The sequence below is a fragment of the Actinomadura chokoriensis genome, from assembly GCF_039529475.1.
Taxonomy (GTDB): domain Bacteria; phylum Actinomycetota; class Actinomycetes; order Streptosporangiales; family Streptosporangiaceae; genus Spirillospora; species Spirillospora bangladeshensis.
The window spans coordinates 123,939-146,709 of sequence record NZ_BAAAMW010000020.1; the positions used below are offsets into that span (position 1 = coordinate 123,939).

The 22,771-nt window shown below is 72.0% G+C and carries 26 protein-coding genes; 12 read left to right on the forward strand and 14 right to left on the reverse strand.

Annotated features, from left to right (window positions below):
• Window positions 1-8: 8 nt before the first annotated feature.
• The 5 genes from ABFX46_RS32650 to ABFX46_RS32670 all read left to right on the forward strand — a co-directional run bounded on the left by ABFX46_RS32650 (window position 9) and on the right by ABFX46_RS32670 (window position 5,907).
• Entirely contained in the window at window positions 9-1,517 is a 1,509-nt protein-coding gene (locus ABFX46_RS32650) for a sugar ABC transporter ATP-binding protein (RefSeq protein ID WP_346047769.1), read from the forward strand.
• A complete protein-coding gene (locus tag ABFX46_RS32655; RefSeq protein WP_346047770.1) occupies window positions 1,514-2,536 on the forward strand; it encodes an ABC transporter permease in 1,023 nt (340 codons plus the stop codon). The genes ABFX46_RS32650 and ABFX46_RS32655 overlap by 4 nt, the downstream gene beginning before the upstream one ends.
• Window positions 2,537-2,622: 86 nt before the next feature.
• Window positions 2,623-3,687 (forward strand): ABC transporter substrate-binding protein, encoded by a 1,065-nt coding sequence (locus tag ABFX46_RS32660; RefSeq protein ID WP_346047771.1) that lies wholly within the window; start codon window positions 2,623-2,625, stop codon window positions 3,685-3,687.
• A 73-nt stretch (window positions 3,688-3,760) separates the two neighbouring features.
• Window positions 3,761-4,900 (forward strand): Gfo/Idh/MocA family protein, encoded by a 1,140-nt coding sequence (locus tag ABFX46_RS32665; RefSeq protein WP_346047772.1) that lies wholly within the window; start codon window positions 3,761-3,763, stop codon window positions 4,898-4,900.
• Window positions 4,901-4,902: 2 nt separating this feature from the next.
• On the forward strand, window positions 4,903-5,907 hold the full coding sequence (locus ABFX46_RS32670; protein ID WP_346047773.1) for a sugar phosphate isomerase/epimerase family protein: 1,005 nt from the start codon (window positions 4,903-4,905) through the stop codon (window positions 5,905-5,907).
• Window positions 5,908-6,211: 304 nt separating this feature from the next.
• Here the strand turns inward: ABFX46_RS32670 and ABFX46_RS32675 are convergent, their stop codons facing one another.
• From ABFX46_RS32675 to ABFX46_RS32710, 8 genes are all read right to left on the reverse strand, one after another.
• A complete protein-coding gene (locus ABFX46_RS32675) occupies window positions 6,212-6,826 on the reverse strand; it encodes a PIN domain-containing protein (RefSeq protein ID WP_346047774.1) in 615 nt (204 codons plus the stop codon).
• Window positions 6,823-7,686, reverse strand: coding sequence for an ImmA/IrrE family metallo-endopeptidase (locus tag ABFX46_RS32680; protein ID WP_346047775.1), 864 nt, complete (start codon window positions 7,684-7,686; stop codon window positions 6,823-6,825). The genes ABFX46_RS32675 and ABFX46_RS32680 overlap by 4 nt, the downstream gene beginning before the upstream one ends.
• A gap of 17 nt (window positions 7,687-7,703) precedes the next feature.
• Window positions 7,704-8,039: a helix-turn-helix domain-containing protein gene (locus ABFX46_RS32685; RefSeq protein WP_346047776.1), complete on the reverse strand. Its 336-nt coding sequence runs from the start codon at window positions 8,037-8,039 to the stop codon at window positions 7,704-7,706.
• A 333-nt stretch (window positions 8,040-8,372) separates the two neighbouring features.
• On the reverse strand, window positions 8,373-9,065 hold the full coding sequence (locus ABFX46_RS32690) for a cupin domain-containing protein (protein WP_346047777.1): 693 nt from the start codon (window positions 9,063-9,065) through the stop codon (window positions 8,373-8,375).
• Window positions 9,066-9,074: 9 nt separating this feature from the next.
• On the reverse strand, window positions 9,075-9,995 hold the full coding sequence (locus tag ABFX46_RS32695) for an NADP-dependent oxidoreductase (protein ID WP_346047798.1): 921 nt from the start codon (window positions 9,993-9,995) through the stop codon (window positions 9,075-9,077).
• A gap of 22 nt (window positions 9,996-10,017) precedes the next feature.
• Window positions 10,018-10,419 (reverse strand): hypothetical protein, encoded by a 402-nt coding sequence (locus tag ABFX46_RS32700; protein WP_346047778.1) that lies wholly within the window; start codon window positions 10,417-10,419, stop codon window positions 10,018-10,020.
• Window positions 10,416-10,688, reverse strand: coding sequence for a hypothetical protein (locus tag ABFX46_RS32705; protein WP_346047779.1), 273 nt, complete (start codon window positions 10,686-10,688; stop codon window positions 10,416-10,418). Before ABFX46_RS32705 ends, ABFX46_RS32700 begins: the two co-directional genes overlap by 4 nt.
• The gene (locus tag ABFX46_RS32710; RefSeq protein ID WP_346047780.1) at window positions 10,685-10,963 is read right to left on the reverse strand and encodes a hypothetical protein; all 279 of its coding nucleotides are present in this window, start codon (window positions 10,961-10,963) and stop codon (window positions 10,685-10,687) included. Before ABFX46_RS32710 ends, ABFX46_RS32705 begins: the two co-directional genes overlap by 4 nt.
• Before the next feature lie 254 nt (window positions 10,964-11,217).
• Here ABFX46_RS32710 and ABFX46_RS32715 point away from each other — a divergent pair, with 254 nt between their 5' ends.
• Window positions 11,218-12,036 carry a helix-turn-helix domain-containing protein gene (locus tag ABFX46_RS32715; protein WP_346047781.1) on the forward strand — a complete coding sequence of 273 codons (819 nt, stop codon included), beginning with the start codon at window positions 11,218-11,220 and terminating at the stop codon, window positions 12,034-12,036.
• The gene (locus ABFX46_RS32720; protein ID WP_346047782.1) at window positions 12,033-12,224 is read left to right on the forward strand and encodes a DUF397 domain-containing protein; all 192 of its coding nucleotides are present in this window, start codon (window positions 12,033-12,035) and stop codon (window positions 12,222-12,224) included. Before ABFX46_RS32715 ends, ABFX46_RS32720 begins: the two co-directional genes overlap by 4 nt.
• 58 nt (window positions 12,225-12,282) lie before the next feature.
• Here ABFX46_RS32720 and ABFX46_RS32725 read toward each other — a convergent pair whose 3' ends face one another.
• Window positions 12,283-12,867 carry a Uma2 family endonuclease gene (locus ABFX46_RS32725; RefSeq protein ID WP_131939968.1) on the reverse strand — a complete coding sequence of 195 codons (585 nt, stop codon included), beginning with the start codon at window positions 12,865-12,867 and terminating at the stop codon, window positions 12,283-12,285.
• A 208-nt stretch (window positions 12,868-13,075) separates the two neighbouring features.
• Here ABFX46_RS32725 and ABFX46_RS32730 point away from each other — a divergent pair, with 208 nt between their 5' ends.
• The 4 genes from ABFX46_RS32730 to ABFX46_RS32745 all read left to right on the forward strand — a co-directional run bounded on the left by ABFX46_RS32730 (window position 13,076) and on the right by ABFX46_RS32745 (window position 17,290).
• Window positions 13,076-13,636, forward strand: coding sequence for a DUF1707 SHOCT-like domain-containing protein (locus tag ABFX46_RS32730; protein ID WP_346047783.1), 561 nt, complete (start codon window positions 13,076-13,078; stop codon window positions 13,634-13,636).
• Between the two features lie 111 nt (window positions 13,637-13,747).
• Window positions 13,748-16,246 (forward strand): hypothetical protein, encoded by a 2,499-nt coding sequence (locus tag ABFX46_RS32735; RefSeq protein WP_346047784.1) that lies wholly within the window; start codon window positions 13,748-13,750, stop codon window positions 16,244-16,246.
• A 7-nt stretch (window positions 16,247-16,253) separates the two neighbouring features.
• Entirely contained in the window at window positions 16,254-16,802 is a 549-nt protein-coding gene (locus tag ABFX46_RS32740; protein ID WP_346047785.1) for a GNAT family N-acetyltransferase, read from the forward strand.
• Between the two features lie 11 nt (window positions 16,803-16,813).
• The gene (locus tag ABFX46_RS32745) at window positions 16,814-17,290 is read left to right on the forward strand and encodes a hypothetical protein (protein ID WP_346047786.1); all 477 of its coding nucleotides are present in this window, start codon (window positions 16,814-16,816) and stop codon (window positions 17,288-17,290) included.
• 281 nt (window positions 17,291-17,571) lie between these two features.
• Here ABFX46_RS32745 and ABFX46_RS32750 read toward each other — a convergent pair whose 3' ends face one another.
• The 3 genes from ABFX46_RS32750 to ABFX46_RS32760 all read right to left on the reverse strand — a co-directional run bounded on the left by ABFX46_RS32750 (window position 17,572) and on the right by ABFX46_RS32760 (window position 19,991).
• Complete coding sequence (locus ABFX46_RS32750; protein ID WP_131939962.1) at window positions 17,572-17,757, reverse strand: hypothetical protein; 186 nt, start codon at window positions 17,755-17,757, stop codon at window positions 17,572-17,574.
• Between the two features lie 130 nt (window positions 17,758-17,887).
• Window positions 17,888-19,738 carry an endonuclease/exonuclease/phosphatase gene (locus ABFX46_RS32755; protein ID WP_346047787.1) on the reverse strand — a complete coding sequence of 617 codons (1,851 nt, stop codon included), beginning with the start codon at window positions 19,736-19,738 and terminating at the stop codon, window positions 17,888-17,890.
• 61 nt (window positions 19,739-19,799) lie between these two features.
• The gene (locus ABFX46_RS32760) at window positions 19,800-19,991 is read right to left on the reverse strand and encodes a ferredoxin (RefSeq protein WP_131939961.1); all 192 of its coding nucleotides are present in this window, start codon (window positions 19,989-19,991) and stop codon (window positions 19,800-19,802) included.
• A gap of 162 nt (window positions 19,992-20,153) precedes the next feature.
• Here ABFX46_RS32760 and ABFX46_RS32765 point away from each other — a divergent pair, with 162 nt between their 5' ends.
• Entirely contained in the window at window positions 20,154-20,867 is a 714-nt protein-coding gene (locus tag ABFX46_RS32765) for a class I SAM-dependent methyltransferase (RefSeq protein ID WP_346047788.1), read from the forward strand.
• Here ABFX46_RS32765 and ABFX46_RS32770 read toward each other — a convergent pair whose 3' ends face one another.
• Window positions 20,868-21,980 carry a prenyltransferase gene (locus ABFX46_RS32770; protein WP_346047789.1) on the reverse strand — a complete coding sequence of 371 codons (1,113 nt, stop codon included), beginning with the start codon at window positions 21,978-21,980 and terminating at the stop codon, window positions 20,868-20,870.
• Window positions 21,970-22,731: a class I SAM-dependent methyltransferase gene (locus ABFX46_RS32775; protein ID WP_346047799.1), complete on the reverse strand. Its 762-nt coding sequence runs from the start codon at window positions 22,729-22,731 to the stop codon at window positions 21,970-21,972. The genes ABFX46_RS32770 and ABFX46_RS32775 overlap by 11 nt, the downstream gene beginning before the upstream one ends.
• Window positions 22,732-22,771 lie beyond the last annotated feature (40 nt).

Sequence of the window (22,771 nt, forward strand, 5' to 3'; positions counted from 1 at the left end):
CCGCACCGATGGAACCGCTGCTGCGGATGCGCGGCATCGTCAAGCAGTTCCCCGGCGTCCGCGCGCTGGACGGCGTCGACCTCGACGTCCTTCCGGGCGAGGTGCACTGCCTGCTCGGGCAGAACGGCGCCGGGAAGTCCACGCTCATCAAGGTGCTCGCCGGCGCGCACCAGCCCGACGAGGGCGAGATCGTCTTCGCCGGGGAGCCGGTCCGGCTCGCCGGGCCGACCGCCGCGATGCGCGCCGGCATCGCGACCATCTACCAGGAGCTCGACCTGGTCGACGGCCTGTCGGTCGCCGAGAACGTCTTCCTCGGGCACGAGAGGGCGCGCCTCGGGTTCACCCGGCGCGGGGACGCCGAGCGCGCCGCGCGCGAGCTGCTCGGCCGGCTCGGGCACGGCGAGATCCCGCCGCGCCGCGAGGTCGGGCGGCTGCCCGCGGCGGGCAAGCAGGTCGTCAGCATGGCCCGCGCCCTCTCGCACGACGCCCGGCTGATCGTGATGGACGAGCCGTCCGCCGCGCTCGCGCACGACGAGGTCGGCAACCTCTTCCGCATCATCCGGGAGCTGACCGCCGCCGGCGTCGCGGTCGTCTACATCTCGCACCGGCTGGAGGAGATCCGCGAGATCGGCGACCGGGTGACCGTCCTCAAGGACGGCCGGACCGTCGCGGTCGGGCTCCCGGCCAAGACCACCTCCACCGACCAGATCGTGTCGCTGATGACCGGCCGGGACGTCGAGTACGTGTTCCCCGAGCGGCCGGAGGCGTCCGGCGACCGCGCCGAGGTGCTGCGGGTCGAGGGCCTGACGCTGCCGGGCGCGTTCGAGGACGTGTCGCTCACCGTCGGCGCCGGCGAGATCGTCGGGCTGGCCGGGCTCGTCGGGTCGGGCCGCTCGGAGATCCTGGAGACGATCTACGGCGCCCGGCGCGCCGCGCGGGGCCGGGTGCTCGTCGACGGCCGCCCCGTCCGTCCCGGCGACACCGGCGCGGCGGTGCGGCGCGGCATGGGCATGGCGCCGGAGGAGCGCAAGAGCCAGGCGCTGCTGCTGAACGAGACCGTCGCCGGGAACGTCACCGTCGCGGGCCTGCCCCGCTACGCCCGGCTCGGCTGGCTCGACCGGCGCCGCGAGGTGGCGGACGTCCGCCGCCAGATCCAGGCGCTCGACATCCGGCCGCCCGACCCCGCGCGCCCCGTCGTGACGCTGTCGGGCGGCAACCAGCAGAAGGTCGTCCTCGCCCGCTGGCTGCTCGACGCGGAGAACCTGCGGCTGCTGATCCTGGACGAGCCGACCCGCGGCGTGGACGTCGGCGCCCGCGCCGAGCTGTACGCGGTGATCCGGGAGCTGGCCGGGCGCGGGATCGGGGTGCTGCTGGTGTCCAGCGAGGTCCCCGAGGTGCTGGGGCTCGCCGACCGGGTCCTCGTCGTCCGGGAGGGGCGGGTCGTGCACACCGGCGACGCCCGCGACCTCGACGAGGGCACCGTGCTGAACATGATCATGGAAGGGAGTGCCCTGTGACCGAGACGCTCGGACCACCGACCAAGAAGGCGGCGGGGACCGGCGGGCCCTGGCGGCCGTTCGTGCGGGGCGGCGCCGCGGGCAAGCGCGAGGTCCACCACCTCGGCCTGGTCGCCGCGCTGGTCCTGCTCGCGGTCGTCGGCCTGGTGACCGAGCCGGACAACTTCGCCACGTCCGGGAACATCGTCGGCATCCTCGCGCTCGCCGCCACCATCGGCGTGATCACCGTCGGCCAGACCTTCGTGATCATCGGCGGCGGGATCGACCTGTCCGTCGGATCGGTCATGGCCCTCGCCTCGGTGTGGGCCACGACGGTCGCGACGCAGTCCTACGGGCCGGGCGTGATGGCGCTCTGCGCGATCCTCGTCGGGACGGGCACGGGCGTCGTGACCGGGCTGCTGATCTCCTACGGGCGGATGGTCCCGTTCATCGCGACGCTCGCGATGCTCGTCGCCGCACGGGGCCTCGCGCAGCGGATGTCGGACCGCAAGACCCAGCTCGTCCGCCCGGAGAACGACGCGATCGTCTCGCTGTCCACCACCAAGGTGCTCGGGATCCCGCTCGTCGTCTACATCTTCGCGGCGGTCGCGGTCGCCGGATGGGTGCTGCTCAACCGCACCACGTTCGGCCGCCGGACGTTCGCGGTCGGCGGCAACCCGGAGGCGGCGCGGCTCGCCGGCATCGACGTCCGCCGGCACACCCTGCTGCTGTACGCGCTGTCCGGGTTCTGCTGCGGCATCGCCGCGCTCATCATCATGGCGCGCACCACCACCGGCTCCAGCACCCACGGAGACCTGTACGAACTGGACGCGATCGCCGCCGTCATCATCGGCGGGACGCTGCTCACCGGCGGGCGCGGCACCGTCGTCGGGTCGATCCTCGGCGTGCTGATCTTCACCGTCATCACCAACCTGTTCATCCTGAACGGCCTGCAGACCAGCGACCAGCTCATCGCCAAGGGCGTGATCATCGGCATCGCCGTGCTGCTGCAGCGCCGCGGGCTCCGCTCGCCCACCTGACCCGTCCACCACCCCCATGTCCAGCGCCGCGCGCAGCGGGGACGCGCGCGGCGGGGGACGCCCCATCCCTTCATCAGGAGCACGTCATGCGTGATCAGAGCCCTCGTCCCAGCCGCAGAGGCGTCCTGTTCGGCGGCGCCGTCGTCGCGGCCGGCACCCTCGCCGCCGCCTGCACCAGCAACAGCGAGAAGGACGACCCCGCGCCCGCGGCCCAGACCGGCGCGCTCGCCGGCGACAACGACAAGCCGGGCAAGCAGGTCACCGTCGGGTTCTCCGCGCCGGCCGCCGACCACGGCTGGATCGCGGCGATCGCGAAGAACGCCGAGGCGCAGGCCAAGAAGTACAAGGACGTCACGTTCAAGCCGGTCGAGCCGACCAACGACATCAACCAGCAGATCTCCGCCGTCGAGACCCTGATCCGGGCGAAGGTGGACGTCCTGGTGATCCTGCCGAACGACGGCGAGCAGTTGAACCAGGTGGCCCGCAAGGCGATGGACGCCGGCATCCCGGTCGTCAACCTCGACCGCGTCTTCCCCGACAAGCTGTCGTACCGGACGTGGATCGGCGGCGACAACTACGGCATGGGCGTCTCCGCCGGCCACTACATCGGCAAGAAGCTGAAGGACAAGGGCGTCTCCAACCCGGTGATCGTGGAGATCCAGGGCATCGCGACGCTGCCGCTCACCCAGGACCGCAGCAAGGGCTTCGCGGACGCGCTGAAGTCCTACGGCTTCTCCGTCACCGCGAAGCAGGACGCGAAGTTCACCGTCGAGTCCGGCAACCAGGTCGCCACGAACCTCCTCCAGGCGCACAAGAAGATCGACGCGATGTGGAACCACGACGACGACCAGGGCGTCGGCGTGCTCGCCGCGATCAAGCAGTCCGGCCGCAAGGAGTTCTTCATGGTCGGCGGCGCCGGGTCCGCCAACGCGATGCGGGAGATCAAGTCGGGCGGCGGCGTGCTGGAGGCGACCGTCACCTACCCGCCGACGATGGCCGCGTCCGCGATCAAGCTGGGCCGGCTGATCGCGCAGGGCAAGGGCATGACCGACCTGGTCGAGCTGCAGGTCCCGCAGTCGATCACACTGGCGTCCGAGACCGTCACCAAGGACAACGTCGACACGTACATGCCGCTCGGCTTCGAGTCCTGAGCGACGGGGGCACCGGCGCGCCCGCCCCGCTCCCGCGGCGGGCGCGCCGGTCACACAGAGAGGTGAGCTGAATATGACGACCGTCGGAGTCGGGATGGTCGGGTACGCGTTCATGGGGCGCGCCCACTCCCAGGCGTGGCGCAGCGTGGGGCCGTTCTTCGGGCCGCCGCTGACGCCCGTCATGGCGGCCCTCGCCGGACGTTCCGCCGACCGCGCCCGCGCCGCCGCGGACGCGCTCGGCTGGGCGTCGGTGGAGACCGACTGGAAGGAGCTGCTCCGCCGCGACGACGTCCAGCTCGTCGACATCTGCACGCCGGGCGACAGCCACGCCGAGATCGCGGTCGCCGCGCTGGACGCCGGCAAGCACGTCCTGTGCGAGAAGCCGCTCGCCAACTCCGTCGCGGAGGCCGAGGCGATGACCGCCGCCGCCGACCGTGCCCGCGAGCGCGGCGTCCGGTCGATGGTCGGGTTCAACTACCGGCGCGTCCCGGCGGTCACCCTCGCGCGGCGGCTGGTGGACGAGGGGCGCATCGGGACCGTCCGGCACATCCGCGTGCAGTACCTCCAGGACTGGCTGGCCGATCCGGAGGCCCCGTTCACCTGGCGGATGGACCGCGACCGGGCCGGGTCGGGCGCGCTCGGCGACATCGGCGCGCACATCATCGACACCGCCCAGTTCATCACCGGGCAGTCGCTCGTCGGGGTGTCGGCGCTGATGGACACGTTCGTCCCGGAACGTCCCGTGCCGGGCGGCGGCACCGCGCCGGTCACCGTCGACGACGCGGCCCTGTTCATCGGACGCACCGACGCCGGCGCGCTCGCCACCTTCGAGGCCACCCGCTTCGCCACCGGCCGCAAGAACTCGCTGCGCATCGAGGTCAGCGGCTCGTCCGGCGCCCTGGCGTTCGACCTCGAATCGCTCAACGAACTCTGGTTCTACGACGGCACGGAGGGAGGGGAGACCGCCGGGTTCCGCCGCATCGTCGTCACCGAGCCCGTCCACCCGTACGCCGGGCACTGGTGGCCGCCCGGCCACATCCTCGGATACGAGCACACCTTCACCCACCAGATCGCCGACCTGCTCACCGCCATCGCGGACGGCACCGACCCGCGGCCGTCGTTCGCCGACGGCCTGCAGGTCCAGCGCGTCCTCGCCGCGGTGGCCGACAGCGCGGCGTCCCGCAGTTGGGTCGACGTCGAAGGGAGCAACTAGCCATGGCACGACCGATCACCCTGTTCACCGGCCAGTGGGCGGACCTGCCGTTCGAGGAGGTCTGCCGCCTCGCGTCCGGCTGGGGCTACGAGGGCCTGGAGATCGCCTGCTGGGGCGACCACTTCGAGGTCGACAAGGCCCTCGCCGACGACTCCTACATCCCGCGCAAGCTGGAGACGCTCGCCAAGCACGACCTGAAGGTCTGGGCGATCTCCAACCACCTCGTCGGCCAGGCCGTCTGCGACAACCCGGACGAACGCCACAAGGCGATCCTGCCGGAGCGGATCTGGGGCGACGGGGAGGCCGAGGGCGTCCGGCAGCGCGCCGCCGCCGAGATCAAGGACACCGCCCGCGCCGCCGCCAAGCTGGGCGTCGACACGGTCGTCGGCTTCACCGGCTCCTCGATCTGGCACACGGTCGCGATGTTCCCGCCCACCCCCGACGCGATGGTGGAGCGCGGCTACGCCGACTTCGCCGAGCGCTGGAACCCGATCCTGGACGTGTTCGACGAGGTCGGCGTCCGGTTCGCGCACGAGGTCCACCCGAGCGAGATCGCCTACGACTACTGGACGACCGTCCGGACCCTGGAGGCGATCGGGCACCGTCCCGCGTTCGGGCTGAACTTCGACCCGTCCCACTTCGTGTGGCAGGAGCTCGACCCGGTCGGCTTCCTGTTCGACTTCCGCGACCGGATCTACCACGTCGACTGCAAGGACACCAAGGTCCGGACGGGCGACGGCCGGCGCGGGCGCCTGTCGTCCCACCTGCCGTGGGCGGACATGCGGCGCGGCTGGGACTTCATCTCCACCGGCCGCGGCGACGTCCCCTGGGAGGACGTGTTCCGCGCGCTGAACGCGATCGGCTACGACGGCCCGATCTCCGTCGAGTGGGAGGACGCCGGCATGGACCGCCTCCAGGGCGCCCCCGAGGCCCTGGAGTTCGTCAGAGCCCTGAACGCGATGAAGCCCCCCGAGGGCGCCTTCGACGCCGCCTTCTCCTCCGACTGACCCGTTGACCTGCGGCGTGTTGTTGTTATGAGGCCACGCATAACAACAACACGCCGCAACTCAACGTCGTTGGGGGGCGGGGCGGGCACCCAGCTTGGCCGGGCCGTGGTCCTTGACGAGCTTGTCGTCGTGCCAGGGCGACCGCGTGGCCGCGAGGTGCTCGTCCGTCCGCGCCGCGTCCCTCCACGGGACGCCGACGGCGCGCGGTTCCGGCTCCAGGTACCCGGCCGCCGTACCGAAGATGAGCTGCCCCTCGCTGAGAACGTCGACGCAGGCGAGCTGCTTGGCGAAATGCCGAGTTGCCTCAGGACCAGTGCGCAGGAGACAGAAGGTTCGTTCTCTGGATCGGCGGCAGGCCGTCATCGAGGCCGCGCAGCCGGGCGTAGAGGTCGCACATAGCGGCCTTGTCCTTGACCATGCGCTTGTCCGCAGCACGTTCTAGGACCGTCAGCGTGCCCACTAACCTGATCGACCCCACATCGCATCCGTTGGACTGGAGGCGGCGGAGCCGCGCGATTTCCGATGTGGCGGCCCGAGCACCGTCCCCGTCATCGATCAGGACCGTTACCGTCTCGCCCGATTCCGCGGCGACGACCGCGTGCGCTATGACCATGGTCTCGCCGAGGTCCTTCGGCCGGGTCATCCGTTGTTCCATGGGCTGGCGGGTGATCCGATGGACGGCGGCTGCGAGCTCGGGCGTCTGATCATCGGAGAGCACTTCCATCCAGCGGGGCCCCAGCTTGCGCCAGACCGTCGCGGCAGCGCGGAAGCGTTCATCCTGCTCGGCCTTGCGAAGTACCTCGTTCTGCACGGTTTCCGGGGTGCTGAGCGGTCCGAGCACGCCGATGAGCAGTCGTTCCTTGTTGATGGAGAGGAAGTTGAGGCCGGGACCGGCGTCAATGATCGGCCGGTGACTCATCCCGCTCTCTCCCCGTTGGACGTGGGTGGGCCGTCATCTGATGCGTTGAGGTCCTCGTCCAAGCCGGCCAGGTCCACATCCACGTCCGGCAATTCGTTCGGGTCGGCCCAGGCGACCGGCCGTTCGGTGGGCGCGATACCAGCATCGAGGAGGTCTGCTTCAGCGGCTTCGGTCGTGATGCCGCGCAGGGTGGCGATGGCCTGTACGGGCAGCACCCCCTCCGCATAGCCCCTGATCGCGCGTGCCAGAAGTCGTTGCGGTGCTCTCCGCCGGTCAGAGTCGGCCTGCAGCGCGTGGTACTGGTCTATCCATCCGTACCGGACGGCCAGGGTTGGTGTACTCAACATCATCCACTCGCGCTTTTTGCCGTCGTCGATGTAACCGGCTTGGTGCAGCGCGATCGCGGCTATCTGGGGTGATGCGAGGAACCGCTGAACGACTCTGGAGAGGACGGATTGGGGCACGGATTCTTGGTCGCCGAGGAACGCGCGCAGGCCCTCGACCGGTACCAGCAAGTGACGTGCGAAGGCATCGGCCCGAATCTCCGCGGGGGTTCGCTTGCTCCAATCGCAGGCACCGTTGTCCGCCCAGTCCGCGAACAGCACGTGACCGAGCTCGTGGGCGAGCGTGCTGCGCTGCCGCATCGGGCGCCGAGTGCGCGCGACGCCGATGAACACCGCGCCGCGCGCCGGATCCCGCATCGTCAGGCCATGCTCGTCCGGGCCGACGTCGAGTACCGCCACGTCGATTCCGGACGCCTGCTCGATGATCGCCACAAGATCGCCCAGCGGAAGTACGCCCAGGTGATGGTCCCGACGAAACCGCTCGGCGGCGCTGCGTCCCTCGGCTTCAGCGTTCAAGGTCTTCTGCCCGTGTGTCAGATCGTCGCGGGGACGGCCTGGTCGTCCAGGTAGTCGTCCAGTTCGAGGAAGTGCAGCAGGGCCTCCCGCATCCGGTCCATGCCGGAATCGTTGGTGGCTCGCGCCGCACATTGCACCCGGTCGGCCACCGTCCGCGCCCCGGTCAGCTGGGCGACCGTGTGCCCGGTCGCCCACGCGATCGCCACCACCTCCGGCATCTTCGCAACCCGATCTCCCGAGATGATCCGCGACAGGGTGGATTGCGAGATACCAGTCGCATCCGCGAGGGCACGCTGGCTCAAGCCTGCGTTGGCGCGGGCACGCTCGACCAGTATGCCGACCTTCGTCGTCACTGAAACCGCCTCCCACAAGCCTGAATCACGATCGATCTACGTGATTCAGTGTAGCTCGCCGTTGCCCGTCGTGTCAGCCCGAGCCAGGAGAATGTCCCGCCGCACCGACCCCAGAAGCCGTACGGCCGGCCGATGCCTCCGGGACCGACCGGCATTCTGTGGCATCGGCCGGGCGCTGATCTCTCTGGCCGCGCCGGCGAGCAGCGGTGACCGCGCCGCTTCGCGAGATCACGATGTCGGCTCGCGCCAGGACTCGCCACCGCCCGGCCGGGCCCGGCCAGCGTCCCGCATGCCGCTCTGGGCCGCGCGGATCGTCCGGCCGCGCGGTGAGCGCTAGGGGAGGGTGCGGAAGTCTCTGAAGTCGAAGCCGGGGGAGACGACGCAGCTGACCAGGACCTCTTCGTCTCCGGCGGGACGCGCCGCCTGCCAGACGCCGGGCGGGACGACGGCCTGGGGGACCTGCCCGTCCGCCAGGTCGTTGCCGAGCATGACCGTCTCCGGGTCGCCGGACGGACGTTCGCCGTCGCCGTCGAGCAGCAGCGCCAGCGGTCCGCCCTTGTGCCACAGCCACACCTCGGCGGACCGGACGGCGTGCCACATCGACTCCTCGCCCGGCGGCAGCAGGAAGTAGATGCCGGTCGCGCTCGCCCGCTCGCCCGGATAGCCGTCCGGTGTGAAGGCCACGTCCGACCGCCACGTCTCCCGGTACCAGCCGCCCTCGGGGTGCGGCAGCAGGTCGAGCGCCGCCGCTGTTGCTGGCCGGTCGAGGAGCGCGGTGTGCCGGCCGTCCGGCCCGCGCCGCAGGTAGCGGACGTGGGACGCCGCCGTTTTGTCGATCACCCCGCGGGCCGGCACCGCGCCCGGCTCGGGATCCAGCGTGACTGCGATGACCTGCCCCTCCTCGAACACGTCGTCGGCGACGGCGAGCGCGCCCTCCTCCGGCGCCCACACCGCCCCGGCGTCCGAGAGGACGAACCGCGGCCCGGCCGCGGTCCGCCAGGCGTCGAGCGTCGTCAGCAGCAGCATGCGTCGAGCCTAAACGGTCAGGACGATCTTGCCCGTGACCCGGCCGGTGTCGCCGCGCTCGTGGGCCTTCGCGGCGTCCTCCAGCGGGAAGACGGAGTCGATCTCGGCCCGCAGTATCCCGGCCTCGGCGAGCGCGGCGATCTGGGTCATCGCGTGGTGGTCGGGCTCGACCAGCATGGTCTCCGTCCGGACGCCGTCGGCGTTAGTGTCGGTGAGCTTGCTCAGCACGAGCGACACGAGCACGCCGCCGGGCCGCAGCACGCGCAGGGAACGCGGACCGTAGTCGCCGCCGATCGTGTCGATCACGATGTCGACGTCCTTCACGGCCTCGGCGAAGTCGACGCTGCGGTAGTCGATCGGCTCGTCCACGCCGATGTCGCGCAGGAACTCGTGCTTGCCCGCGCTGGCCGTCCCGAGCACGTAGGCGCCGCCCGCCTTGGCGATCTGCACGGCCAGGTGCCCGACGCCGCCCGCCGCCGCGTGGATCAGCACCCGCTGCCCCTCGCTCAGGCCGGCCGTGTCGATGAGCGCCTGCCACGCGGTCAGCGCCGCCAGCGGCAGCGCACCCGCCTGCACGTGGTCGATCGCGGACGGCTTCGCCGCGAACGTCCGGGACGCCGCCGTCACGTACTCGGCATGCGACCCGACCCCGAAGGGGTACGGCAGCATCCCGAAGACCTCGTCGCCGGGCTTGTGGAGCGTCACCCCGATCCCGACCTTCTCCACTACACCGGACACGTCCCATCCGAGGGTGAACGGGGGCTGGCCCAGGAACCCGCCGCCCGCCCGGTGCTTCGAGTCGGTCGGGTTGAGCCCGGCCGCCCGCACCCGCACGAGCACCTCCGTGGGCCCCGGCTCCGGCCGCTCGACCTCGACCAGTTTGAGCACCTCGGGCCCGCCCAGCACGTCCTGCCGGACCGCCCGCATCATCTCCGCCACGGCGACCTCCTCATCATGAACGCCAACACTGACCACCCTTCCCCGGGCGCGCGGCCCGTACGAGCGGCAAGATCGCCAACATCCGCAAGAATCGCGCCATCCGGCGTCTGGACGGCCGACGGCGTCGCGTCAGGCGGACGATGTGAGGTGCGGGTGAGAACGGTGCCAGCCGTGCCGCGATCTCCTTGGTGGTACCGGCCAGGTCGTGGCAGGGCCTCAGCGGGTCGCCGGTGGAGGAAACGAACCAGGGCACGCCGCCCACCCCCGCCTTGACGTGGACGCTCTCGCCGATCTGCGGAAGGTCGGGGGAGAAGACGTGCAGCAGGACGGGGATGCGCTCGTACCGGGGCCGTGTCGACCAGCCTGCCGCGTCGAGTTCGGCGGCGAGGGCGTCGAGGTACTGCGCGGCGTTCACCCGTCCCGCCAGACGATGGCGCCGGTCCCCTCGTCCCGCCACGCCTCAGTGACCGTTTCGAGGTGGACGTAGCGGACGCGGCCGAGCGGGTCGAGCGCGACCCGTCGAACCGACCCCCAACCATCGGGTCCACTCTCACGAAGAACGCGGTGGACGTGCTGCATCGCGTCGTCCCGGTCGTCGGTCACCCCGGACCACCCGGCGTCGCGGCTTCGGACGTCCCAGACGAAGATCTTGCGCGGTTTCCGCGCGGCCGTCGGCTCGCTCACCGTGTCACCTGCGACATGGCCACCCTGATCTGGGAGGCCGCCGCGTCCAGTTCGTTCGCGGGACGGATCGGTGCGCCGGTTCGGACGTCGTAGAACCACCACTCCCCATCGCGGTAGCGGCATCCGATTGTGGCCGCACGACCGGGGATCTTGTGCGGAATGACGTTGAGGACGGGGTAGCCGTCGATAGAGGTGAAGGCCGTCAACAGCCCCGCGACCCGGACGAACCTCTCGTTGAGCCGGACCAGGAAGGTGATCCGCTCCCGCTGCGGCATCGGCGCCCCAGGCCGCCGCGCGGCCTTCGGCTCAGAAGGAGGCAATGGAAGAACCCGCCCTCCGGGCCGCCGCTCGTGCACACCCATCCCGTCACGCTCCGGGCATGCCGTTGAGGTCGATGGTGTGAATGCTCATGACGGACCACATCCTTCGAGTCGACGCTGTGAACTGAGACACAGACTGATGAGTCGACTGGTAGGTTGCACGTATTCAGAGGTGATCTGAATAAGGCTGAATATGGAGGCCATCGCGCATGGCGACCGAGGTGTCACCCAACCCCCAGAACAGCATGTGGGACTTCATAGCGGTTATGGTGCGGGTTTGGAGGCGGCGAGCGGGTAACGGCAGCCCGCTGGTGACCGACATCCTCAAGATCAGCCAGTCCACACTTTCACGCATCGAGTCAGGCAGACGACGGCTGCAAGGTGACGAGGCGAGAAAGCTGGACAAGGTATGGAATACCGGGCGAATGTTCGAGCTATTGGTGTGGTATGCCTCGATGGGGCACGATCCGCAGTGGTTCGCCCAGTACATCGAGAAGGAAGGCCGGGCCGGCATCATCCGGATCTTCGAGTCGCAGCTCGTCCACGGCTTGCTCCAGACCGAGGATTATGCTCGTGCGCTGATCATGGCGGGCAGCTCTGCCGAACCGGAGAAGATCCTTCGTGAACGAGTCATGCGCCAACAAGTGTTCGAGCGCCTGCCGCCACCGCAGGTGACGTGCCTCATCTCTCAGAACGCGATCGAGTGGCCCATCGGGAGTCCCGAGATCATGCGCGGGCAACTCCAGCACCTCGTGGATCTGTCGGAGCTGCCGCATGTCATCGTTCGCGTGGTGCCCCGGACGTACGAGGTAGGGGCATATCCTGGGCTGAACGGGAGCTTTCAGCTCATGGCGGGCGAAGACTTCGGCGAGGTCTGCTACACCGAGTCTTCGGGTGGAGGCCGTCTCGTCTCCACGCCCTCTGACGTCCTGGGCTTTGCCGCAAGGTTCGACCAGATCAGCGCCAAGGCCCTGATGGAGGGACCGTCCAGGGACCTCATTCGATCACTGATGGAGGCAGTACAGTGACCAGCCCCGTGTGGCGGAAGTCCAGCCGCAGCGGAACCGAACAGAACGCGTGCGTGGAGGTCGCGCACCTGGAGACCCGGGTGGGTGTGCGGGACAGCAAGAACCCCGAAGGCGGCCACCTCGCCATGGGGCAGGCCGCGTTCGGGGACTTGCTCGCCCAGGTGAAGGCGGGAGACCTCGACCTCTGATGGAGGCGCCGTCCCCGGCCCGTCCCCAGCCGGTCGTCCGGCTGGGGACGGGCCGGGGTTAGTCCATTTCGGAGAGGCGGGCTGGGTCGAAGGTGATGGGGTAGGGGCGGTCCAGGGTGAGGGTTTCGCCGGAGCGGGCCTTGCCGGTTAGCTCGTAGTGGTCGTTTCTCAGTTCGAGCAGGGTGATGGTGGGGCGGGGCTCCAGGTCGACCAGCCAGTAGTGGGGGATGCCCGTTGCGGCGTACTCGTCCACCTTGCGGACGCGGTCTATCTGCTCGTTGACCGTGCGCGGGGTGACCACCTCGGCCACCAGGATGAGGTCGGGGCCGTAGTAGGTGCGGGTCTGGCGTTCCAGGGCGGCGCGGGCCACGTCGCGGGCTACGGCGAAGACGTCGGGCTTGCGGATGCCGGACGGCGTCGTCACGTCCTGCGGGGCGCCGGCGATGTGGACGTCGGCGTCGGCCTGGCGGGCCGCGTCCTTCAGGATCGTCTTCAGCTGCTCGGCGGCGTGGTCGTGCCACAGGTCGCCCGGCAGCTCGTTCAGCCAGCCGTCCGCGAGTTCGTAGCGGCGGCCCTCCTCCGGAAGCGCGTCCAGGTCGTACAGCGTGTACGGGCCGTGGGCGCGGCCGACCGTCCCGCCCATGGATCGTCCCCCCTCACCCTCGATCTACGGGCTGCTTCGAACCTAGCGGACGGACGTCCGAAAGGCCGGTAAGCATGATCGCGCGTCGGGATGCGGCCGAATGTCTCGAAAGCCGAGCGGGGGAGAGTTACGATGTATCGCGTCTTGACCCTCCACGGGGTGGAGGGGGCAGGCTGCGGAGGCCGGCCGGCCGCAAAGGGGAGAAGTGATGAGCGTCGAGCAGCATCCCGCGCCCGCACTGCGCGCCTCGGACCGCGATCGGGACGAGATGCTCGTCCGGCTGCACACCGCGTTCGCCGAGGGGCGGCTGGACGAGCCCGAGCTGGACGAGCGCATCGACCTCGTGCTGGCCGCGCGCACTCATGACGAGCTGGGCGCCGTCGCGGCCGATCTTCCGGTCGGCGGGGCCGTGCCGGTGCGTCCGGGCGGCGGGCCCGTGGGACGCTTCCAGGTCGCCTACAAGAGTTCGGTGACGCGCGCCGGACGGTGGCGCCTGCCCGAACGCTTCACGACGATCGTCTACAAAGGGTCCGGGACGATCGATCTGCGCGCCGCGGAATTGGACGGCCCCGTTACGGTCCTGAGGGTGCTCGCGTACAAGTCCTCGGTGGAGATCATCGTGCCGTCCGGTATCCGGGTGGAAGCGGACGGTGTCGGGGTCTCGGCCGAGGTGTACGGGGACCCGCCGGCGGGCGCGCCGGTCGTCCATGTCCGGGGTTATGCGTACAAGGGGGGCATCCGGGCGAAAGGTCTGATACGTCGCCCCTGAAGTGATAGAACGCTCCAGCGGCCCCATTGGCCGCCGTTCATGCGGATGTCGGTACACGATGTCCCGTGGCGCGATTTGATGGTGGTCCGACAGGACCGTGAAGGAGCGCGTGTGACGGCGAGGACCCCGGAGCAGGACGAGGCCCCGCGGACGGCCGAGAACGGACCGGCGGGCTCCCGCGAGGTCCGGCGGCGGCTGACCTTCGGCGTCGCGGGCGACGTCGCCGGCCTGCGCGCGACCCTGTCGCCCTGGCAGCGCGCCTACGAGGCGTGGCGGGCGGCCGGGCTGAGCTGGGGGCACGGCGCCCCGCCCCGCGACGCGGCCGAGCAGGCGGCGGCGCGCGGCGCGAGCCGCGGCCGGGTCCGGGTCGAGAGCCCGCCGGAGCAGGCGAAGCCGGCCGGGCCCGAGCCGGCGTCCGAGAAGCCCGCTCCCGGGAAGAAGGCCGCGAAGGGCGAACCCGGCGACGTGCGGGTCGCGGGCCCCCCGAAGCCGCCCCGGCCGGCCGCGAAGCCTGTGTTGTGGCGGCGGCTGCGCGCCCGGGCGGCGGTCGGGGCCGGGCTCGTCCTGGTCGCCGCCGGGACGATCGTCGCGGTCTCCCAGCGCGACGAGGCACCGGCCGAACCGGACATCCAGGGCCCCGTCGCGGCGGACGAGATGTTCGCCCTCGACCCGGCCGCCACCACCGACGGCCTCGTCCAGGACCTCACCGCCATCACCTCCACGGGCTCGACGGTCGTCGCGGCGGGGACCGAGGGCGACGGCACACCGGGGCGGCAGCAGGCGCGCTTCCTCGTCTCCACCGACCGGGGACGCACCTGGAAGCTCGCGGACGTCCGCACCGAGGACGGCTCGACGCCCCCGCTCGGCGAGACCCCGCACCTCGTCTCCGGCTGGTCCGGTCACTGGGTGGCCCTCGGCCGCACCCCCGCCGGCGCCACGGTGGAGTGGACGAGCCAGAACGCCAAGACCTGGACACGGCGTCCCGTCGGCGCCGGCTTCACCCCGTCCGACCAGGTGAACGACCTGGTCTTCACCGACCGCGGCTTCATCGCCGTGGGCGCCTCGAAGGGCGGCGCCGTCGCCTGGAGTTCCGCGGACGGCCGGACGTGGCAGCGCGTCGACGGCCTCAAGGGGATCACCGGCCTCGACCAGGTGGCGAGTGCCGGCGACGTCATCATGGCCCACGGCACGTACGCCAGGAAGGTCACGCGGAAGAAGGGCCGCAAGAAGGTCACCCGGACGGTCCGCGCCGACGCCCTGTGGCGTTCCGTGGACGACGGCCGGACGTGGACCGCCGTCCACGTGCCCCAGGCGCAGGGGTCCTACGGGCCCATGAAGGGCCTGACGCTCGCCGGCGGCGGCTTCTTCGCGACCGTCCGCGAGGGCGAGCAGACGACCGGGCGGAAGAAGCACCGCAGGACCAAGCGGTTCGGGGTCCTGTTCACCTCGGCGGACGGCCTGAAGTGGCAGGCGGCGAGCCGCTTCGGCGGGTCCGGGATCGAGCGCCTCGGCGCCATGGACGCCGGTGTCGCCGTCGTCGTGCGCGGCGCGAAGGGCGCCCGCGCCATCCTGCGCAGCGCCGACGGACGCACCTGGCAGTCCGGCGGGAGCATTCCGGCGGGCGTGCGGACCAGCGGCCTGGCGGCCGCCGGCCTCGGCGGGGTCGCCGTCGCCGGGCGGCAGGGCGACGACGCCTACCTGTACGGCGTCGACCTGCGCACCGTGCCGGGCGCCGTCCGCGCGGAACGCTCGATCCGGTCGCTCACCGCCGGCCCGGGGCTCGCCGTCGCGGCCGGCAGCACCAACGGCGGCGCCGCGCTCTGGACGGCCCCCGACGGCGTCCAGTGGACGCGGGCCCAGATCCCCGCCGCGCCCGGACGGCTGTCGGACGCCGTGCACGGCACCGCCGGCTGGCTGGCCGTGGGCCGGACGTCCGGCACCTCGCCCGCACCGCTGGCGCTGACCTCGCAGGACGGCCTCGCCTGGCAGAAGGTGGCGTTCCCCGCCGGGCCGCCGCCGGTCGCCGCCGCCACGGGACCGTCCGGCTACGTCGCGGTCGGGGACCGCTCGGCCTGGCGCTCCACCGACCTCCGCACCTGGACGCGCACCGCCCTCGACGGCACCCCGTCCGATGTGACCGCGGCGGACAAGACGTACGTGGCGGTCGGCGCCCGCGGCAACGCGCCCGCCATCTGGACGTCACCGGACGCCGCCAAGTGGACGGCCGTCACGCTGCCGCCCGGTTTCACCGCGCCGCTCACCCGGGTCGCCGCACGCGGGGGCACCCTCGTCGCGATCTCGGAGAGCGCCGTCGCCCTGGTGTCCACCGACGGCGGAGCGACCTGGACGCAGCGCAACATCGGCCCCGGCCTCTCCGCCGCAGCCGTCACACCGACCCCGCAGGGCTTCGTCCTCACCGCGGGCGCGAAGGGCGACGCGGCCGTCCTGGCGTCCGCCGACGGGACGACCTGGCGCCGCCTCGACGTCGGCGGCCTCACCGGCCCCGGCGACCAGCGGCTCACCGCGCTGGCCGCGATGGGCGGGCACGTCCTCGGGACGGGCACCGACGACGAGGCACCGACCCTGTGGCGCGCCCCCGTCCCGAGGTAGGGAGACCATGCCGGAACTCGTCGCGCCGACCACGGCCGTCCACCGCTCCTTCGTCGCGGCCATGGAGGAGTTCCGCGCCGAAGGACGCGGCGGCCCGGACGACCACTCGATGATCGGACGGGAACTCCGCGAGTACGGCGGCCGCTGGGACGACCCGGACGTCTTCGCCGGGTACGCGGCGCTGCTCCGCGCGCAGGCCCACGAGGACGGGCCCCTCCCGGACGGCTTCGTCCCGCACACGACCCTGTGGCTCGTGGACGGCGCCGAGTACTTCGGCCGGATCGCGATCCGGCACAGGCTCACGCCGGCGCTGCGCGAATTCGGCGGCCACATCGGCTACGACGTCCGGAGGTCGGCGCGCCGCAGGGGCCACGCCTCGGCGATGCTGCGCGCCGCGCTTCCCGTCGCGAACGGCCTGGGCATCGACCCGGCCCTGCTCACCTGCGAGGAGGACAACACGGCCTCCCGCAAGGTCATCGAGAAGCACGGCGGCGTCCTGGAAGACCAACGCGGCCCGCGCCTCCGCTACTGGCTCCCCACGAACACGTCAGCCTAGGCTGACAAACGATGACGATGCTCGGCAGGTTCACCCCGGAGGCGCGCCGCACGGTCGTCCGCGCGGGCGCCCTCGCGGCCGACTCCGACCATGGCGCGCTGACCGACGCGTTCCTGCTCCTGGCGCTCGCCGAGCACCGGCCGGTCGGCGCCGGGCCCGCCGACGTCCGCAGGGAGATCGGCGCGGCGCCCGGCCGGGACCGCGAGCTGCTCGCGGCCCTCGGCATCGACCTCGACGAGGTGCGCCGCCGCGTCCGGGAGTCCGCGGCCATGGCGCCGGACGACCCGCGGCTGTGGACGCTGCGGCGCGCACCGCTGCGTCCGCTGTGGGTCACGCTGTCCGGGCCGGGCGTCGCGGTCGTGCTGGACGAGAGCGGCCTGAAGGCGGTCGAGGTCGCGCTCTGGGCGCCCGCCGCGCACGCCGGGCGCGGGCCGACCGCGACGATCTGCTGTGGGGGCTCCTCGCGGACGGTTCCAGCGAGGCGGTGAGCGTTCTCCAGCGGCTGGGCGTCGACCTCGGGGCCCTGTGGGCCGGGCTCCGCGCGGCCTAGCGAGCCGGACGGACGTCAGCCGTTGCAGCCGCAGGAGCAGCCCTTCGGGCACGAGCATCCGCCGCCATGTCCGCAACTGCAGTCTTTTTTCGTCATGAGCGGAACGTAACCTCTGGGGCACTGTGCGGTCTATGACCGGAACGCGATGTGCATCTGTCGTGGAGGACACGGGCCGTCCCGCGGCGGGGACGCGGGACGGCCCGTGCCTGGCCGGGACGGTCAGAAGTGGATGTGGAAGTCGACGCCCAGCAGGACGAGGACCCACAGGAATATGGCCAGCAGCGCGCTGACGATGCGCTCGACGAGGCCCTCGTCGATGTAGCCGCGGTCCCAGGCGATGAACACGCCGATGATGATGTAGATGAGGCCGAGCAGGCTGATGTGCGGCCGATATCGGGTCGCCATGGAAGGCGTCTCCTCCGAATGGGGGGTATGACGATCCGTCGCTGCCCCGCCGCACGCGGGAAAAACACCGGTGGCAATCCGGGACATGCCGTGACGATCTTTTCGGCATCTCCCAAAATGGGGGAGCCGCCTACCGCCCGGACATGTCGATGCGGACCACGGCCGGGTCGCGCTCACCGGCCCGCGCGGCGAACTCCGCGTTGCGGTGCACGATGTCGAACTCGTGCTTGCGCCTGCTCAGCGGCCGGCTGAGCAGGATGTGGTCGAGGTCCTCGGAGTTGCCCGCGGTCACCGCCGTGTAGCGGTCGCCCGCCGGAAGCCTGGCGGAGAGGTCGGTGAGCCCGGTGCTCGCGGTGAGGTTCTGGACGGGGATGGACGTCCCGCCCGTGTTGAGCTCGCCCGCGACGATGACGTTCGCGTTCGCGTCCGCCTTCCGGACCGAGTTCACGAAGCCCGCCACCGCGCGGGACTGCGCGTCGCGGCGCCACTCGGTGGGCCGGGACGGCGGCTGCCGCCGGCCGAACAGCGGCTGGTCGTCGGCGGTGCTCGGGTACCACCGGTTCGCGATGACGATGATGCGGCGGCCCTTCCAGGTCAGCTCCCCGGCGAGCGGCTTGTGCGCGCTCGCCCAGGCGGCGTCGCGGGGCGCGATCCGGCCGGGGCTCAGGGTCAGCACCGCGGTGCCGCCGCGCCGGACGGCCTTCACCGCGGTGACGGCCGGGTCGGGCCGGTCGGGCGGCTCGTCCGGGACCGGCTCGCCCGGCGCGGGGCGGTCGACGAACGCCAGGCCCCGGTCGGTGCGGAAGAGGAACCCGGCCCGCTCGTTGGCGCCGTCCGCGCCGCCGTCGGCGTTGTCGCGCGGGTCGACCGAGCGCCAGTCGTAGGCGGGGCCGCCCGCCGCGCTGATCGCGGTGACGAGCTGCGCGACGGTCTGGTCGGTGGCGACGGTGCCGTCGTCGTCCGGGCCGCTGTTGTCGCCGATGCCGGTGACCGCGATGAGGTCGGGGGAGCGCAGGCCGTGCACGATGTCGTCGGCGAGCGCGGTGAAGCGGGCGGGCGGCGCGTCGGGGTTCAGCCCGTTCAGCCCGGCGGTGGCGACGGCCATCTCCCCGGCCCGCTGCGCGCGCGTCGCCTCCGGGCGCAGCCCGCCGGGGGCATGGCGCGGGGACGCGGTCAGCAGCAGCTTGTAGTCGTCGTAGGAGTAGTCGAGGACGCCCTGGTTCGCGCCGGGCAGCCGGTCGCCGACGGACAGGCCGGGCAGCGGCGCGAGCGCGTCGTCGAGGATGACGCGCTCGGGGTTGGGGTCGCGGTCGCGGAGCAGGATGCCGCCGCGCTTGGTCCGCACCGCGGCACCGGCGCCGTTCGCGGGCAGCACCGGCAGCTCGCCGTACCGGGTCGGCCCGACCGCGACGGCGTCGCGGATCTCGACCCGCATCCCTTCGAGGGCCTCGTAGAAGTCGATGGCGTCGCGGCGGGGATCGAACGCGCCGCCCCGCTCGACGTCGCCGTGGCCGCGGTCGACCACGCTGCCGGGCGCCCGGAGCCCGCCCCGGCCGCCGATGACGGCGGGCGGGGGCAGCGGCCGCCCGTGCGCGGTGACGGACACGGCCGTCGCGTCGATCTCGGTGCGGCTCAGCCCGCCGGACTTCGCGCCGCCCGGCCGGAACTCGGCGACCCTGCCGTTGACCCGGACCGCGTCGCCGACGGCGGTGCCCGGCCGCTTCCCGGTGTAGACGAACACGCCCTCGGAGGTCGCGGCCTTCCGGTCGGGGACCGGGTCCTGCATCCAGAACCCGTTGACGGTCAGCGCCGTGACGACGCCGGGGACCTGGGCGACCGCGCGTCCGTTCAGCGGCGAGACGTGCGCGGCGCCCTGGACGTCGTGGATGCGGACGGGCCGCGCCGCCGCCTGGGCCGGCACCGGGAGCAGTGGTGCGGCGAGCGCCGCGGCGGCCAGGACCGTCCCCAGACCGTTGATCACCCAAGGATGATACGGGCGGGGAGGACCCGGCCGCGCCATGGACGAGAGGAAAAGCGGAGTCCTACTCCTCGATGGTCAGCGCGGCCTTCGGGCACGACCGCACCGCGTGCCGGACGCGGTCCTGCTCCTCCGGCGGGACGTCCGGCTGGAGGATCTGGAGCTCGTCGTCATCGTTGAGGTCGAAGACCTCCGGCGCGAGTCCGACGCACACGGCGTTCGCCTCGCACACCAGCGGGTCGACTCGTACTCTCATCGTCTGCTCCTTCGAGGATCAACCGTCACCGCCAACTTACCGAACCGAGTTCGGAACGGGCCGCTCGCCCCCGAAAGTAGAACACGTTCCAGTCTGGCTGGGCAAGACTCGGGTCTCACCGCGCGGAGCCCGGATAGTAGGGTGCCCGGACGGAGGAGATCGATGACCCACACCAAGGCGTCCACCGAGCCGGGGACGACCGCCCGAAACGCCCCCGGGATGCCCGCCGACCTGCTGCGCGCCGCGCGCATGGCCAAGGGCTTCATGCCGGAGGGCGAGGGCCGCGCCCTGTACGAGACGGCCGTGGAGTACGGGGCCCGCCTCGCGGCGGCGGGGCCCATGCTCGAAGTCGGCACGTACTGCGGGAAGTCCGCCGTCTACCTGGGCACGGCGGCCAGGGCGGCGGGGACGGTCCTGGTCACCGTCGACCACCACCACGGCTCGGAGGAGAACCAGGCGGGCTGGGAGTACCACGACCCGTCCCTGGTCGACCCGAGCACCGGCCGGATGGACACGCTGCCCACGTTCCGCAAGACGATCGGCGCCGCCGGATTGGAGGACGAGGTCGTCGCCATCGTCGGGCAGTCGCGCACCGTGTCGGCCTTCTGGCGGACGCCCCTGGCGCTGCTGTTCATCGACGGCGGGCACGCCGAGGAGCACGCGCAGGGCGACTACGAGGGCTGGGCCCCGCACGTCGCCGTGGGCGGGGCGCTCGTCATCCACGACGTCTTCCCCGACCCGGAGGACGGCGGGCAGGCGCCCTACCACCTCTACCTGCGCGCCCTGGAGAGCGGCGCGTTCGAGGAGCGGCGGGTGGAGGGGTCGCTGCGCGTCCTGGAACGCGTCAGCGACACCGACCCGCTCGCCGCCCGCTAGCTAGCTCCGGCCGGCCGCCACCAGCGCGCAGCCGCACGCCAGCGGATCGGACGCCTCCGACGGCCCGAGCGGCCGGCCCGCGATCTCCTTGAAGATCCGGGACGCGGGGGAGGCGTCCGCCAGCGCGTCGGCCGCGAGGATCACCGCGGCCGCCGTGTAGGTGGAGCGGTCCCCGGGGAAGTGCCGCTCGTTCTCGAACTGCCAGCCCGTCCAGTACGAGCCGTCCTCGTGCCGCAGGTGCTGGATGGTCGTGAACAGCTCCAGCGCCCGCTCGCGGTCGCCGGACGCGTCCAGCGCCAGCACCAGCTCGCAGCTCTCCGCCGCGGTCACCCACGGCTGGTCCGACACGCAGCGGCAGCCGAGGCCCGGCACCACGAACGTGTCCCACTGCGCGTCGAACCGGCGCGCCGCGGCCGCGCCGCGGACCGGGCCGCCGAGCACCGGGTAGTACCAGTCCATCGACCAGCGGGACTTGTCGGCGAACGCCTCCGGATGCGCGGCCACCACGTGCCCGAGCTGGTCGGCGGCGAGCTCCCACTCCGGCTGCGGCTCGCCGAGGTGCTCGGCCAGCGCGACCGCGCAGCGCAGCGACTGGTAGATCGACGAGCAGCCGGTCAGCAGCGCGTGGTCGGACGGCTCGCCGTCCTCCAGCCGGATCCAGATGATCTCCCCGCGCCGGGTCTGCAGCCCGAGCGTGAAGTCGATCGCCCGCCGCACCGCCGGCCACATGTGCCGCGCGAAGCCCTCGTCCCCGGTCGCCAGCAGCTCGTGCCAGACGCCGACCGCGACGTAGGCGGCGTGGTTGGACTCGCCGCCCGGCTCGGTCACCTCGCCGAGCACCCACTTGGCGGGCCAGGACCCGTCCGGCCGCTGGACGCCCCGCAGCCACTCGTAGGCGCGCCGCGCCTCCGCGCCGAAGCCGGCGACGGTCAGCGCCATCGCCGCCTCGACGTGGTTCCAGGCGTCCACGTGGCCGGGGACGCCGCCGACGGGCGAGAACCACGGGATGGCCCCGGACGCCTCCTGCTGCGCCGCGATGCTCCGCGCCGTCGCGACGACGTCGTCCGGCGTCAGGACCCCGGGGACCGAGGGCGGAACGGTCTCAGACCGCATCCGCCGTCTCCTTGGCCGGGGTCGCGGGCGTGCCCGGCACGGCGGGCTTGGCGAAGTACACGACGACGCTCTTGCCGATCAGCGGGTTCATCACCCGCTCGGCGACGCGGGTCGCGAGCGGCCGCTTCATGATGTCCCAGACGAGGATCTGGTGGTAGGCCTTGGCGAGCGGGTTGCCGTCGTTGTTCACGCCGACCGCGCACTTGATCCACCAGTACGGGGCGTGCAGCCCGTGCGCGTGGTGGTGGCCGCCGACCTTGAAGCCGACCGACTTCAGCTTGGCCTCCAGCTCGGCGCGCGTGTAGATGCGCACGTGCCCGCCGGGGGCGGTGTGGTAGTCCTCCGACAGCGCCCAGCACACCCGCTCGGGCAGCCAGCTCGGCACCGTCACCGCGAGCCTCCCGCCCGGCTTCAGGACGCGCAGCAGCTCCCGCATCGCCCGCATGTCGTCGGGGATGTGCTCCAGCACCTCCGACGCGATGATCGCGTCGAAGTGGTCGTCGGGGAACGGCAGGTCGAGCGCGTCACCCTGCACGGTCTCGGCGGTCGCGTCCGCGGGCACCTCGTCGGCGAGGCGCATGGCCCCGAACATCTTCTCGACGCCGGCCAGTTCGTCGGCGTCCATGTCGAAGGCCACGACGTGCGCACCCCGGCGGTACAGCTCGAAGGCGTGCCGTCCGGCACCGCATCCCATGTCGAGGACGCGGTCTCCGGGGGTGACGCGGAACCGCTGGAAATCCACGGTCAGCAGGGTCGTGCTCCTTCCATGCAGAGGACGTCCGGCGGACGGT